At 48.3% G+C, this 13,343-nt stretch carries 17 protein-coding genes; 16 read left to right on the top strand and 1 reads right to left on the bottom strand.

Annotated features, from left to right (window positions below; translation table 11 throughout):
• Positions 1 to 17 precede the first annotated feature (17 nt).
• Together ACFO8Q_RS01355 and ACFO8Q_RS01350 are read left to right on the top strand one after the other, a co-directional pair.
• Positions 18 to 827, top strand: coding sequence for a patatin-like phospholipase family protein (locus ACFO8Q_RS01355; RefSeq protein WP_380023720.1), 810 nt, complete (start codon positions 18 to 20; stop codon positions 825 to 827).
• On the top strand, positions 805 to 1,845 hold the full coding sequence (locus ACFO8Q_RS01350; RefSeq protein ID WP_380023719.1) for a SepM family pheromone-processing serine protease: 1,041 nt from the start codon (positions 805 to 807) through the stop codon (positions 1,843 to 1,845). Before ACFO8Q_RS01355 ends, ACFO8Q_RS01350 begins: the two co-directional genes overlap by 23 nt.
• Here ACFO8Q_RS01350 and ACFO8Q_RS01345 read toward each other — a convergent pair.
• Complete coding sequence (locus tag ACFO8Q_RS01345; RefSeq protein ID WP_380023718.1) at positions 1,829 to 3,058, bottom strand: nucleotidyltransferase; 1,230 nt, start codon at positions 3,056 to 3,058, stop codon at positions 1,829 to 1,831. The two genes, ACFO8Q_RS01350 and ACFO8Q_RS01345, sit on opposite strands and share 17 nt — an antisense overlap.
• Before the next feature lie 115 nt (positions 3,059 to 3,173).
• On the opposite strand from ACFO8Q_RS01345, the gene ACFO8Q_RS01340 reads away from it, so the two are divergent.
• From ACFO8Q_RS01340 to ACFO8Q_RS01275, 14 genes are all read left to right on the top strand, one after another.
• Entirely contained in the window at positions 3,174 to 3,680 is a 507-nt protein-coding gene (locus ACFO8Q_RS01340; RefSeq protein ID WP_380023717.1) for a YceD family protein, read from the top strand.
• 47 nt (positions 3,681 to 3,727) lie between these two features.
• On the top strand, positions 3,728 to 3,904 hold the full coding sequence (gene rpmF, locus ACFO8Q_RS01335) for a 50S ribosomal protein L32 (protein WP_380023714.1): 177 nt from the start codon (positions 3,728 to 3,730) through the stop codon (positions 3,902 to 3,904).
• A 121-nt stretch (positions 3,905 to 4,025) separates the two neighbouring features.
• Positions 4,026 to 4,220 (top strand): small, acid-soluble spore protein, alpha/beta type, encoded by a 195-nt coding sequence (locus ACFO8Q_RS01330; RefSeq protein WP_380023712.1) that lies wholly within the window; start codon positions 4,026 to 4,028, stop codon positions 4,218 to 4,220.
• 175 nt (positions 4,221 to 4,395) lie between these two features.
• Entirely contained in the window at positions 4,396 to 4,989 is a 594-nt protein-coding gene (fapR, locus tag ACFO8Q_RS01325) for a transcription factor FapR (protein ID WP_380023764.1), read from the top strand.
• Positions 4,986 to 5,984 (top strand): phosphate acyltransferase PlsX, encoded by a 999-nt coding sequence (gene plsX, locus ACFO8Q_RS01320; protein WP_380023710.1) that lies wholly within the window; start codon positions 4,986 to 4,988, stop codon positions 5,982 to 5,984. Before fapR ends, plsX begins: the two co-directional genes overlap by 4 nt.
• Complete coding sequence (locus ACFO8Q_RS01315; RefSeq protein ID WP_380023708.1) at positions 5,981 to 6,967, top strand: beta-ketoacyl-ACP synthase III; 987 nt, start codon at positions 5,981 to 5,983, stop codon at positions 6,965 to 6,967. The genes plsX and ACFO8Q_RS01315 overlap by 4 nt, the downstream gene beginning before the upstream one ends.
• Positions 6,968 to 6,981: 14 nt before the next feature.
• Positions 6,982 to 7,923: an ACP S-malonyltransferase gene (gene fabD / locus ACFO8Q_RS01310; protein WP_380023707.1), complete on the top strand. Its 942-nt coding sequence runs from the start codon at positions 6,982 to 6,984 to the stop codon at positions 7,921 to 7,923.
• Entirely contained in the window at positions 7,923 to 8,663 is a 741-nt protein-coding gene (gene fabG / locus ACFO8Q_RS01305) for a 3-oxoacyl-[acyl-carrier-protein] reductase (RefSeq protein WP_380023706.1), read from the top strand. Before fabD ends, fabG begins: the two co-directional genes overlap by 1 nt.
• Before the next feature lie 53 nt (positions 8,664 to 8,716).
• Complete coding sequence (gene acpP, locus ACFO8Q_RS01300; protein ID WP_380023705.1) at positions 8,717 to 8,950, top strand: acyl carrier protein; 234 nt, start codon at positions 8,717 to 8,719, stop codon at positions 8,948 to 8,950.
• A gap of 154 nt (positions 8,951 to 9,104) precedes the next feature.
• Complete coding sequence (gene fabF / locus ACFO8Q_RS01295; protein ID WP_380023703.1) at positions 9,105 to 10,349, top strand: beta-ketoacyl-ACP synthase II; 1,245 nt, start codon at positions 9,105 to 9,107, stop codon at positions 10,347 to 10,349.
• 175 nt (positions 10,350 to 10,524) lie between these two features.
• The gene (rnc, locus tag ACFO8Q_RS01290) at positions 10,525 to 11,214 is read left to right on the top strand and encodes a ribonuclease III (protein WP_380023701.1); all 690 of its coding nucleotides are present in this window, start codon (positions 10,525 to 10,527) and stop codon (positions 11,212 to 11,214) included.
• Between the two features lie 48 nt (positions 11,215 to 11,262).
• Positions 11,263 to 11,463: a hypothetical protein gene (locus ACFO8Q_RS01285; protein WP_380023700.1), complete on the top strand. Its 201-nt coding sequence runs from the start codon at positions 11,263 to 11,265 to the stop codon at positions 11,461 to 11,463.
• 252 nt (positions 11,464 to 11,715) lie between these two features.
• Positions 11,716 to 12,663 (top strand): hypothetical protein, encoded by a 948-nt coding sequence (locus ACFO8Q_RS01280; RefSeq protein ID WP_380023699.1) that lies wholly within the window; start codon positions 11,716 to 11,718, stop codon positions 12,661 to 12,663.
• Between the two features lie 38 nt (positions 12,664 to 12,701).
• Positions 12,702 to 13,064, top strand: a complete 363-nt coding sequence (locus tag ACFO8Q_RS01275) for a hypothetical protein (protein WP_380023696.1) — start codon at positions 12,702 to 12,704, stop codon at positions 13,062 to 13,064.
• The last annotated feature ends 279 nt before the right edge of the window (positions 13,065 to 13,343 follow it).

Raw genomic sequence — 13,343 nt, 5'->3', positions numbered from 1 at the left:
TCTAGGGGGAAGCTTCCATGACCATGCCGAAAATCGGATTGGCTCTTGGGGCAGGAGGAGCGAGAGGGTTAGCGCATATCGGCGTTTTGGAGGTGCTGCAAGAGGAAGGCATTCCGATAGACGCGATGGCCGGCAGTTCGATGGGGAGTTTGATCGCAGCTTTTTATGCGAGCGGCATGGAAACGCGCTATATGGAACTCTTGGCCACAAACCTGAAGCGTAAACATTTCACCGACTTTACCGTGCCGAAGCTTGGCTTCGTTGCCGGGAACAAGGCTTGTGAAATCATTCAATTATTGACAAAGAACATGAATATTGAGGATGCCAAGTTTCCCTTGGCAATTGTTGCAACCGATATCGAAAAAGGAGAACGGGTAGTATTCCGGGAAGGCCCCATGTATAAGGCGGTTCGTGCAAGCATTTCAATTCCAGGGGTTTTTGTGCCTTATGTGTACAACAACCGGGTTCTTGTGGACGGAGGGGTTATCGATCGTGTTCCGATTACCCCTTGCCGCGAGTTGGGGGTTGACTTGGTGGTCGCGGTCGATGTCGGGCTTTATAATAAAGAACTGCCGGTTAAAAATATATTTGACGTGTTTTTTCAGTCAATCGAAATTATGGAACGGGAAATTCTAAAAACCAGGATTCTGGATGCGAATGTGCTAATACGTCCGGACGTGGGACATATCTCGACAACCGCGTTTGTTCAGGTTGAGGAGTGCATTGAAGAAGGTCGGAATGCCGCCAGACAAGTCATGGGTCACATACGGCAAACAATCGAGAATTGGAAAGGGGAACTGGCGGTTGGCGACCAGATTAACGGCTAAAAGATTTGTAACTCGGGTAGTTGTTCTGCTGCTCGTGATTCTTTCCTTTTTTATTCCTTTGCCCTATTACGTGTACCGACCCGGTTCGGCTGAGGAACTTCAGCCGATCCTGTCTGTGGAAGGGGGACAGAAAGACGAAAAAGGGGCACTTATGCTAACCACTGTTCTTTCCGTTCCGACCGAGAACATCTACTATTACTTATATGGCCGAGTGATGCCGCACAGTGAGATTGTTCCCAAAGAGCAGGTGAATCGAGGGATGTCTCATGAGGAGTATTCAAAATTGCTGGAGCATATGATGAGCACTTCGCAAGAAAATTCAATCGTAGCAGCAATGCGGTATCTGAACAGGCCGGTTACTATCAACTATATGGGCGTGATCGTAAGCAGAGTCGCCAACTATTCGAAGGCGAAAGGAATTCTTCAGATCGGGGATCTGATTGAAAGAGTGGATAATCGCAAGATTTCCAAAACCGAAGACCTTCTGGAGTATCTTGGAACCAAGCAGGCGGGTGAGAAGGTAAAAGTAGAGCTTGTTCGTGATAACGCCAAAAAAACTGAGGAAGTCGAACTTGTCACTCTCCTGGATCCTCGCGGAAATCCGGTCCCGGGGCGGGCGGGCTTAGGCATTGAGCCGATGACAAAACAGAAGGTGGAAAATTTGCTGCGGGTGAATTTTAAAACGGAGGATATCGGAGGCCCTTCCGCCGGTTTCATGTTTGCCCTTGAAATTGTTTCCCAGCTGACCCCGGGGGATTTGACAAAAGGCCATAAGATTGCCGGTACCGGTACAATCAATGCGGATGGGAACGTTGGGCAGATTGGCGGGATCGAGCATAAGATCGTTGCGGCCCATGAAAAAGGGGCCGAAATCTTTTTCAGCCCGGCAGATGTACAACCTGATGATACAAATACGAAGGTTGCGAAAGCAAGAGCGGAGGAAATTGGCACTTCAATGAAAGTTGTCCCCGTGCGTACACTACGGGAAGCCGTGGAATACCTTAAAAATCTTCCTTGATGTAAACAACGGGGATTTGCGGTTCCCGAAGACGATTGTCCGCGCTGCTTTGCGGAAAACCCAGGCTGTAAACGGTTGTTGCCTGGATATTCAGATCAATCATCGCCGGAACATTCTCCGATATGTTAGTGAATATGGGCAAGCGGGCAGTGGACGCACTCTTTTTCAGGAGGGTGCGCCCCTTTTCTGTGAAACCAAGTACGCGTATTGAGTCAGGCCCGCTGTCCAGTTTCAGCGGTCGCAGTTTTTCTTTGGTGAACCCAAGCAAAAGTGCTGTAAGAGCACGTTGTATTCGTGTCCACGTGTATCGGCGGGTCTTTACTTTGTAGATAAGTTCTGAAACGGATGATACGTAGGGTAAAGCCTCGATGATTCTCGTTTCCAACCCTTCATCGTCAAAATGAGCATACGACCGCAGATCATCAGGGGTAGAACGAGCGATTAAAGCGAATAATGGCTGTGTGAAGGAATTCCAAGTAACCGGACCTCGTCCGTTGTCAAACTCCTGTTTTAAGATGTCGAAATTGACGGAAGGCAGGAATGCATTCATTGCCCGATTCTCCGCGATTGCCTTTCGAATCGCGGTTGCGCTTGCGATTTCTGCGTGAGTGAAAGTGACATCGTGATAACCGGCTGCCAAACGCTGAATCGTGTAAGGGCGGATCGGGCTCTTCAATTTCCGTAAAGCGTGCAGGTATTCAAGGCCTAACATATTATTTGGATGGTTAACCAAATCGGGATCCAATTCTTTTGTTTGTAAAACATAAGAGCGAAGTGCGGCAGCGAAAGCAGCCGGATAGGCAAGACCCTTTTCCAGCTCTTTCTCCAGCTCTGTCTGCAATAACGCCGGAGGCTCCGCTATGAGATCGGTGAGCTGCATCAGGGAGCCCAGGTCCCCTTTTTCGCTCCCAAAGCAAAGAACGTCGACAAGACCCAGGGCGTCCAAAGTTGCCACCGATCCGAATGCAAACAAGCGAGCACTTTGCGTACTGTAAACAACAGGCAGTTCCAGCAGCAAATCAACGCCGTTTTGCAGGGCCATTCGGGTGCGGGCCCATTTGTTTACTATGGCAGGTTCTCCGCGCTGGAGAAAATGCCCGCTCATTACGGCAACTACAGTGTCGGCGCCTGTTTTTTCTTTCGTTTTTTGTATATGATAACAGTGACCGTTATGCATGGGATTGTATTCAACAACGATTCCGGCTACAGGCATGGTGGACCCCTCGCATTTTTGTTAATTCTTGGTTATTATAGCAGAGGTTATCTGTCGTTGACAATTTCTCGGCAAGTAGATATAATGAGATTCGTTGCTTAATGAGGTGATATCGTTGATTCTGCGTTGGCGAGAGGTTCACGAGCAGCCTAAAGGCATTCATTTGCGTGAAACGATCGAATTACCGAATTTGGTGAAGGAAAATCGGCAGGTAATCGCCTTGGGGCCCATCGAAATGGATCTGCACGCCCAGGTAGTGTCCGATACCCTTACGGTAAACGGGAAGTTAAGTGGTCCTGTTACCTACCGTTGCTCTCGTTGCCTGACGGATTTCAAGGACGAGCTTTCAACCTCTTTTACCGAACAGTTTGTTCGAGCCGATGCCGATCAGTTGTCCGAGGAAGACGAACGGAATCCGGTAGCAGGAGATGCAATCGAGCTGGATCCTTATCTGGAACAGGAAATTCTGCTTGCAATGCCGTACACTCCCGTATGCAAGGAGTCATGTGCCGGGTTATGTCCGGAATGCGGCATCAATCGGAATGAGCATGTCTGTGAATGTAAGACGGAACGGATTGATCCGCGGTTGGCAGACTTGGCAAAATTATTGAAATCAGAATAGATTTCAGTTGAATGAAGGCAGTTGTCTCTTTCAAGGAGGTGGAACACATGGCAGTACCGCAAAGACGTACATCAAAAACCCGTAAACGCATGCGTCGCACTCATTTCAAACTGACCGTTCCAGGCATGGTAGCGTGCCCGCAGTGCAATGAAATGAAATTGGCTCACCGTGTTTGCAAAAACTGCGGCTATTACAAAGGCCGCGCTGTTGTAAACGCTGAGTAATCAATCTAAAAGCGAAGCCTTTGGCTTCGCCTTTTTCTCTCTCAGTCCAGAAATTACTAGTGTAAACCGGTCGTTCTTTGCACAACGTAAGGATACACCACTGGAAAGGAGGGAAACCAACATGCCAGCTAACAACACAAAGCTTGTACAAGGTGCAGCGCAAGCTCTGGATCAAATGAAATACGAAATTGCTTCTGAGTTTGGTGTGAACCTTGGTGCAGACACTTCTTCTCGCCAGAATGGTTCAGTGGGTGGAGAAATCACCAAGCGTCTGGTGAAGTTTGCTGAACAGTCTCTTTCCGGTCGAGCGCAATAACATCATGAATACGCTATAAAAAGCCCCCGCGAGGGGGCTTTCTCAGTTACATACCCTATTTCTTTGTTTTCGGTTGTACGTTTTGGAATTTACATATATACTGTTCTTAGCACTAGGTACTAATACTGTATACCATGGCGTAAACCAGCAAAGTTTTTCTCTATCCTGCTTGGAGGTGCTGTCTGTGGCGGGAATGAACAAAAAAGAACGCCAAGCGGCGCTGTTGCAACTCTTGGAAAAGGAACCTTTCGTAACCGACGAGGACTTGGCGAAACAATTCGACGTGAGTATTCAAACGATTCGACTTGATCGACTTGCGCTTGGAATCCCTGAACTGCGGGAAAGAATCAAGGCAGTCGCCGAAACAAAACAAAGTGAACTGCGTTCCCTTGAAGGAACCGAAGTAATAGGTGAATTAATCGAACTGACACTTAACGAGATCGCGATTTCGATTTTCGATATAGAACCGGTTCACGTATTCAGCAAAACGAGGATTGTTCGGGGACATCACTTGTTTGCCCAAGCCAATTCACTCGCCGTCGCTGTAATCGACGCGGATGTTGTTCTTACCCGTACTGCGAAGCTGCGTTTTGTTCGCCCTGCAAGACTCGGCGAACGATTGGTCTGTAAAGCGGTAGTGACCTCCAACAAGTCAGATCGCGCGCAAGTTGAAGTAACAACTCGAGTAGGAGAAGACGTGATTTTTTCCGGAGAATTCGTTGTCGTAAAACTTGGAATTGATTCAGTCATTGGAGGTATGGAACCTTGAGATTGGCAATTGACGCAATGGGCGGGGATCACGCGCCTGATGAGATCGTCAGGGGCACTTTGCAAGCGTCAGAGAAATATCCGGATCTGCAATTGACATTGATTGGGGAAGAAAAGAGGATTCGTGCGATTCTTGGACAACAGATCCCCTCAAACATTTCGGTTGTACATACTTCGGAAGCAATTACCGCAGACGATGAACCGGTCCGCGCAGTTCGCCGGAAAAAAGAAGCATCTCTTACCGTAGCCGCTCAAATGGTGAAAGAGGGAAAGGCCGACGGATTTGTATCCGCGGGGAACACCGGTGCCTTGATGGCCGCCGGTTTACTGGTGATCGGACGACTTGAAGGGATTGAGCGACCCGCACTCGCGACTGTATGGCCTACTTTTGATGGACGCGGGGTATTGGTTCTCGACGTGGGAGCCAATATGGATGCAGACCCAGGTCATTTGCTGCAATATGCTGTGATGGGAAATCTGTACGCAAAATACGTTCTCTCTGTTGAGATGCCTCGTGTGGGGCTTTTAAATGTAGGTGCGGAACCGGGAAAAGGCAATACATTAACAAAAGAGACCTATCCGATTTTTGAAAATCAGAACTTTCACTTCGTTGGCAATGTCGAAGCACGCGAAATTCTTTACGGTATTTGTGACGTTGTGGTTTGCGACGGGTTTGTCGGAAATGTGATGTTAAAGCTGATTGAAGGCATGGGACTCGGCATGTTGGATGAATTAAAAGAAGTGTTTATGGCCAATGCTGTTGCGAAGCTTGCGGCTTTCACGTTAAAGCCGGGGTTAAGAAAGTTTAAAAGGAAATTCGATTATTCGGAATATGGAGGCGCGCCGCTTCTTGGAGTAAACGGTGTGTGCATCAAAGCGCACGGTTCATCAAATGCCCGAGCTTTCGAGATGGCGATTCATCAAGGAAGACAATTTTTACTCCATGGCGTTTTGGATCAAATACGTTCTGGAGTTAAGGGAGATGAGACAAGATGAAAGGGATCCCGGTAGGTGTTTTAGGAACAGGCTCTGCGCTTCCGGAGCGTGTCTTGACGAATGCGGACCTTGAGAAAATGGTTGACACGTCTGATGAGTGGATCGTCGCAAGAACAGGCATTCGTGAACGGCGGATTGCGGATGAAAAGACTGCTTCCTCCGATCTGTCAGTTGAGGCGGCCCGCAAAGCCATTGCAGATGCGGGAATTGATCCGGAAGACATTGATTTGATTATCTGTGCGACTGTTACACCCGATTATATGTTTCCGGCCACAGCATGTTTGGTCCAAAACCGGTTGGGAATCAAGAAGACCGGAGCGTTCGACTTGTCCGCCGGCTGCAGCGGATTTCTGTATGCGCTGGCTACTGCCGTGCCGATGATTCAAGCGGGAGTGGCAAAGAATGCGCTGGTGATCGGGGTGGACACCCTGTCTAAAATTACGGATTACACAGACCGCAATACATGTGTCCTGTTCGGGGACGGAGCCGGTGCCGTTGTGCTCGGGCAGGTTCCGGAAGGTCGCGGTTTTCTTGGATTTGATCTGGGGGCGGACGGGAGCGGTGGTGAGCAATTGCTGCTGGCTGCAGGCGGCTCCCGCAACCCGGCAACACAAGAGTCGGTCATGAACGGACAGCACACGATCACCATGAACGGGAAAGAAGTATTCAAGTTCGCCGTCCGGGTCATGAATACAGCTACAGAAGAAGTACTGCGGAAAGTCGGTTTAACGACAGAAGATGTGGATTTCCTGGTGCCTCATCAGGCAAATACGCGGATCATCGATTACGCGCGCGAACGGCTTGGTTTGCCGGAAGATAAAGTGATTGTCAACTTGGACCGGTACGGGAATATGTCATCCGCGTCGATTCCGGTTGCGCTCGATGAAGCGAAGCGGCTGGGCAAGTTTAAAGAGAGTGACCTTGTAATGCTGGTCGGTTTCGGTGCCGGGTTAACATGGGGTGCCGCTGCAATTCGTTGGTAGAGGGAGGCAAGTCAATGACTAAGCTGGCGTTTGTTTTTCCGGGGCAAGGTGCCCAAGTGGTAGGAATGGGTAAGCAAATGGCAGATACTTATCCTGCTGCCCGGTCCGTTTTTCAGGAAGCGGACGAAGCTCTCGGCTTCCCGTTAAGCCAGATTATTTTTGAAGGTCCTGAAGACAAACTTCGTTTGACCTACTACACGCAGCCAGCGATTCTGACAACCAGTATCGCATTGTATCGGGTGTTTCAAAAGGAAGGCTTCGTACCCGCCTTTACGGCGGGACATTCCTTAGGTGAGTATTCCGCGTTGGTCGCGGCAGGGGCGATTGACTTTGCTGATGCAGTGCGTGTAGTACATGCGCGCGGCAAGTTGATGGATGAAGCAGTTCCGGCCGGACTCGGAGCCATGTCAGCCATTATTGGCGGCGATCGCGCAGATATTCAAGAGGTTTGTGCACAGGTCTCCCAAACAACGGGCGTTGTAGAACTTGCGAATATTAATTCTCCCGGACAAATCGTGATTTCAGGCAAAGCGGAAGCGGTAGCCAAAGCGGGGGAACTGTTGGCGGAAAAAGGGTTGCGTGTGATTCCGCTGGTAGTCTCCGGCCCATTCCACAGCTCCCTTATGCAACCGGCTGCGGATAAATTGGTGGACGTTCTGAATCGAGTTACGGTTCGGGATGCGGAGATACCGGTAGTGGCCAATGTATCGGCAAGGCCTGTGCTGTCTGCTGACGAAATAAGAGGCGCTCTTTACGAACAGGTGGCCTCTTCCGTTCTCTGGGAAGATTCTGTCAAGTATATGCTGGAACAGGGGGTTGAAACCTTTGTTGAAATCGGTCCCGGTCAAGTATTGTCCGGATTGATCAAGAAGGTGAACCGTCGAATCCCCACTTTATCGATTCAGGATCCGGCCACTTTTGAAAAAACGGTCTCCACTTTGAAGGGAGGGTCATGATGCTCACGGGAAAAGTTGCTCTTGTAACAGGCGCATCCCGCGGGATAGGTCGCGCAGTATCTCTGTTGTTAGCCGAACGCGGAGCAAAAGTAGTGGTCAACTATGCAGGAAATCAGGCAGCCGCCGAAGAAGTAGTTGCAAAGATTCGTGAGATGGGCGGTGAAGCCGTAGCGGTACAAGGGAACGTAGCCGCGTTTGAAGATGCGGAGAAGATGGTGAATACGGCAACCGAAACGTTTGGCAGACTTGATATTCTTGTGAATAACGCGGGGATCACCAGAGACAATCTGTTGATCCGCATGAAAGAAGAAGATTGGGATGCGGTAATCGACACCAATCTGAAAGGTGTCTTTAATTGCACCAAAGCTGCGTCGAAAGTTATGATGAAGCAGCGGTACGGACGCATTATCAATGTAACCTCGGTCGTGGCTCTCATGGGCAATCCCGGGCAAGCCAATTATGTGGCGGCCAAATCAGGGGTGATCGGATTGACCAAATCCAACGCCCGGGAACTGTCTTCCCGGAATATTACCGTGAACGCGGTGGCACCCGGTTATATTAAGACCGATATGACGGCAACGCTGAATGAGGACGTAAAGGAATCGCTGAGCAAACAGATTCCGCTGGGGCGTCTCGGCGACCCCGATGACATTGCAAAGGCGGTTGCGTTCCTTGCTTCTGACGATGCATCCTACATCACCGGTCAAGTATTGACGGTTGATGGCGGAATGGTCATGTAAAAAGCTGACTTGAGAATTGGAATCGTGTATACTCTGAGGAGGAGGTGAAAGGCATGTCTGTTTTTGAAAGCGTGAAAAAGATCATCGTTGACCGTTTGGGCGTTGATGAATCTGCTGTTACCATGGAGGCTTCTTTCAAAGATGATTTGGGAGCCGATTCTCTCGACGTTGTGGAACTCGTTATGGAACTCGAGGACGAGTTCGATCTGGAGATTTCTGACGAAGATGCGGAGAAGATCAGCACAGTTGGGGAAGTTGTGAAGTACATAGAGTCCCACAAGGCATAACCTCCGTTTTCTCGTGGCAGCGCAGAGTCCCGCGGGTGTCCTCGGGACTCTCTTTTCAAAAAGAACTGTTCCTCAAAAGGGAAAAGAGGACTTATTTATATACCAGGCAGTCAATCGAGTTATCCAATTTTAAAAAGGTAGGGTGATTACCTACATGAAAAGACGAGTGGTTGTGACGGGTATGGGGGTCATTTCCCCGGTCGGAAACGAGGTTTCCACGTTTTGGGGAAGTCTTGTAGCCGGAAAATCAGGAGTCGGCAAGATCACGAGGTTTGATGCTTCCGAATATCCTTGCCAGATCGCGGCGGAAGTGAAAGACTTCAATCCTGAGGACTACATTGACAAGAAAGAAGCCCGCCGGATGGACCGGTTTGCCCAGTACGCCGTGGCGGCCGCCAGAATGGCGATGGAAGACAGCAAGTTGGAAATTACGGAAGAAAATGATGAGCGTGTTGGAGTTTATGTGGGTTCCGGGATCGGCGGACTTGAAACGCTCATGGAACAATATCGGATTCTTTTGGAAAAAGGACCGCGACGAGTATCGCCGTTTTTCATTCCGATGATGATCGGAGATATTGCAACAGGTCAGATTTCAATCTTTTTGGGAGCAAAAGGGCCGAATTCTTCCCCAATTTCAGCTTGTGCTACAGGTACGAATGCGATTGGGGACGCGTATAAAATCATAGAGCGCGGAGCGGCTGATGTAATGATAACGGGCGGGGCGGAAGCAACCATTCTCCCGCTGGCGGTTGCAGGATTCTCATCTGCCAAGGCGCTGGCTACTTCTTTTAATGATGCTCCTGAGAAGGCCAGTCGTCCCTTCGATCGTGACCGTGACGGGTTTGTTATGGGGGAAGGTGCCGGAATTCTTGTTCTGGAAGAGCTCGAACATGCCAAAAAGCGCGGTGCGAAAATCTATGCGGAAATTATCGGGTATGGCATGAGCGGAGATGCGTATCACATTACCCAGCCGGCACCGGAAGGGGCAGGTGCGGCTCGCGCTATGCGTGCAGCAGTGCATGATGCGGGAATCCAACCGCAAGAGATTGATTACATCAATGCACATGGAACATCAACCGATTTTAACGACAAATTTGAAACCCTTGCCATTAAAAATGTATTTGGGGAACATGCCTACAAACTGGCGGTTTCTTCCACCAAATCGGTAACCGGACATCTGCTGGGGGCTGCCGGTGGCGTTGAAGCGATTGCTTGTGTGAAGGCTCTTCAGGATCAAATTCTCCCGCCGACGATCAATCAGGAGAATCCGGACCCTGAGTGTGACCTCGATTATGTTCCAAATGAGGCGCGCCGGGCGAAGGTGGATGTGGTGATGTCCAATTCATTTGGGTTTGGCGGGCATAATGCTTCCATCATTTTGCGAAAATATGAAGGGTAAGTGACTGTCAACTTGATGTAACAAAGAATTTATACGGGTCCCCATCAAAGTACTCGGTATCTAGATGTTTTTTCGGGGCCCCCACGAAAGTACTCGGAATTCGCTTCGAAGCTGATGGTCACTTTCGTGGGTGTTCTTTATGTCACTTTGATGGGCCCATTTATAGGTGAGAAACGTGGCGGGTAAATTTGATTTGTTGCAGCAATCTCTGCAGCTCCGATTTTCGAATATTGCTTTATTAAAACAAGCCTTCACACACGCATCCTATCGGAACGAGCATCGGGGGGAGAGCGGACAAGACAATGAACGGCTTGAATTCCTGGGGGATGCGGTCCTCGAATTGTTGATCAGCGAGTTTTTGTACACACGCTACCCGACTCTCCCGGAGGGCGAGTTGACGCGGATGCGGGCGGCGATTGTTTGTGAACCGTCGCTGGTGAAGTTTGCTGTAAAACTTCAATTCAACAAATACATACGCCTCGGACGGGGAGAAGAATTGTCCGGCGGTCGAAGACGGCCTGCTTTATTGGCTGACGTGTTTGAAGCATTCATGGGGGCGTTGTATCTGGACCAGGGGTTGGAGGCGGTGAGATCGTTTTTGCAAACTCATGTACTGCCGGAGTTGGAAAACGTGCACGGCCTGTTACTCTCTGACTTCAAGACTTTGCTGCAGGAGCATGTGCAACGCGAAAACCTGGGAGCTTTAACCTATAAGATTCTCGAGGAACGGGGTCCTGCCCACAATCGGGAATTTGTTTCCTGTGTTTTTATCAACGATATTCCCTACGGAACCGGAACGGGACGTTCGAAAAAAGAAGCGGAACAACGGGCTGCCCATCAAACTTTGGTCATGTTGGGACGATAAATCGGACATTTTGCGCATACTAGTTCCGACTGCAAAGGAGGGCTTAGGATGGCGGATGATCGCACAAATCACAAATTCCAATGGGGCACCGAGGAAGAAGGAGAAGTCTTCGATTGGGATATGTCCCAAATGGAAGTCGATATTCCGAAATTGCTCGGGAAAGCTGTACATCCCGATTTGCTTCCGAAGGGCGAGAATCAACAGGGTCAAATCGATAGGTCCAAAATCAACACAACAAAGAGTCTGTAAAAACAAAGAGTCGTAATGTTAAATGAACATTGTGAAACAATCCCCCTTATCCGTTATGTGCAACGGTAAGGGGGATATTATTTTCCTGCCGAACTAATGAGGGCTATGCAACGGGTTTCAAACGGGCGGTACATTGCTGAAGGATTTGAGACGGATGCACATGAAATAAAGCAAAAATAGTTGGAGGATTATTCCATGTAATGTCGAATTGGTAAAATGCACATATTTTTTCCTGAAAAAGGAGCTTTTTATATGCTGCTAAAAAAGTATGTCTCTAGTTTTCTTGTTGTGTTTATGATTTCCTTTTCAAGTGTGTTCACACCAATTCAAACGGCACGGGCTATTGCTCCCCTGCTGTTAGGATTGACGGCAACGGAGTTGACTGCAGCGGCCACTCTGCTAATTGCAGGCGGCCTTACCTATACGAATCGAGATGCAATTGCGTCAACAGCTCACAAGTTTTTAGAGACATTGCCCGACATTGATAGGAAAACGATTCAGGATGCTGCACTTACCGGTTCCATCTATGTGACTGCTTCTCTTTTCTCTAAGTTAAAATCTTACATCGATTCTTGGAATTATACAGAGGGTCAGAAGTTGGACTATTTTAACCCCAATGATTACGGTACCATTAATTATACAAGTGCTGGGAACAAAGCAACATGGACATTCCCCGCGCCTCAGGGGTCGTTTGCGGCTGATCATTGGATGAAAAACAACTCCTCTGTTAATAATGTAATTTACTTTAAGTCTAACTATACGAGTTCCTACTCTTACTATGTCTCTTTGCCATATGGTACGGAGGTAATAGGCAGTACTATTTACAGGTACTATAAAGTACAGGTGAAAGATCCTTTCAAATCTGCTCCCATTTATGATTCGGGCTTAATCAAGTCCTATGCTTTAGGCTCACAAATGCCGTTTCGTATCGACATATTAGGTTCAACAATGACATTATATATAGCAGGTACACAGGCATTTACAATGAATGATACTAGTGGAAACCTTAGATTTTCACATAGAGGGTCGTTGTATTCCGATAATTCGAATGAGTTGCGAAATGCTCACTATCTGGTGGATTCCACATATCTGTTTAAAGGAGCAGAAGCAGTTTTAGATCGGCAAGTTCTTCAGGCGCCTGGCTATGATCTGACAAGCAAATCGTTTCGATACCAAAAGACGGGGCTGGGAATCCGGTAGCTACAGTTGACGGACTTGTAGGAGTTCAACCGGGGCAATTGATCATTACAAACGCGACGTATGATGAAGCAAAGCAGAAGGGTGAATCGGTTCCGGATAATCATTCAATTCAAGTAAAGGATGCACAAAATAGAAACTTACCGAAAGAAGGCGAAGCCTACTCATCAAAGGATTTGGTAAATCCTGATGGCAGTCTTGTCACTAGAAGATATTATGACCAAGATGGTAAAGTCGAATTGGATATAGATTATGGTGATCATGGTACTCCAGAAAAAACTCCACTCCGCATAGACATACTTTTGATTGGACGAAGCTGGGTACTAAAGATTTTAGAAGTGAACCGATTAACAATTGGCCAGGGACAAACAATGGTTCAGGATCAAATAACGGCTCAGGGGTGAATACTATAATGTTTAATTATTCGTACGAACAATTTCAAGATGATATCAAACAAGGGCATGAAATTTCATTTTTCTATAATGAAAATCTATATCACATCAGCCGAGGGGTAAATTCCTGTATACGGTAACCTAAAAATACGCCACACCGCTCATTGAAACTTCCCCCACCTTGACCGATAATCCTCACAGAGCAGAAGATCAGTGATGTCGGGGCCGGGAGAGATGATCCAATTGATCCAGAAGCAAAATATTCTCATCATGCATTACCGGGAGGGAAAG

The sequence above is a fragment of the Effusibacillus consociatus genome (genome assembly GCF_042652925.1).
Lineage (GTDB): Bacteria > Bacillota > Bacilli > Tumebacillales > Effusibacillaceae > Effusibacillus > Effusibacillus consociatus.
Note: the sequence above shows the minus strand (reverse complement) of the source record. Positions and strands in the feature narration are given on the sequence as shown.

Excerpts from the sequence above, each read along its gene's own strand:
- ACFO8Q_RS01355 (WP_380023720.1), top strand. The coding sequence starts at position 18 with ATGACCATGCCGAAAATCGGATTGGCTCTTGGGGCAGGAGGAGCGAGA.
- ACFO8Q_RS01345 (WP_380023718.1), bottom strand. The coding sequence starts at position 3,058 with ATGCCTGTAGCCGGAATCGTTGTTGAATACAATCCCATGCATAACGGT.
- rpmF (WP_380023714.1), top strand. The coding sequence starts at position 3,728 with ATGGCAGTACCGCAAAGACGTACATCAAAAACCCGTAAACGCATGCGT.
- ACFO8Q_RS01330 (WP_380023712.1), top strand. The coding sequence starts at position 4,026 with ATGCCAGCTAACAACACAAAGCTTGTACAAGGTGCAGCGCAAGCTCTG.
- ACFO8Q_RS01315 (WP_380023708.1), top strand. The coding sequence starts at position 5,981 with ATGAAAGGGATCCCGGTAGGTGTTTTAGGAACAGGCTCTGCGCTTCCG.
- fabD (WP_380023707.1), top strand. The coding sequence starts at position 6,982 with ATGACTAAGCTGGCGTTTGTTTTTCCGGGGCAAGGTGCCCAAGTGGTA.
- fabG (WP_380023706.1), top strand. The coding sequence starts at position 7,923 with ATGCTCACGGGAAAAGTTGCTCTTGTAACAGGCGCATCCCGCGGGATA.
- acpP (WP_380023705.1), top strand. The coding sequence starts at position 8,717 with ATGTCTGTTTTTGAAAGCGTGAAAAAGATCATCGTTGACCGTTTGGGC.
- fabF (WP_380023703.1), top strand. The coding sequence starts at position 9,105 with ATGAAAAGACGAGTGGTTGTGACGGGTATGGGGGTCATTTCCCCGGTC.
- ACFO8Q_RS01285 (WP_380023700.1), top strand. The coding sequence starts at position 11,263 with ATGGCGGATGATCGCACAAATCACAAATTCCAATGGGGCACCGAGGAA.
- ACFO8Q_RS01280 (WP_380023699.1), top strand. The coding sequence starts at position 11,716 with ATGCTGCTAAAAAAGTATGTCTCTAGTTTTCTTGTTGTGTTTATGATT.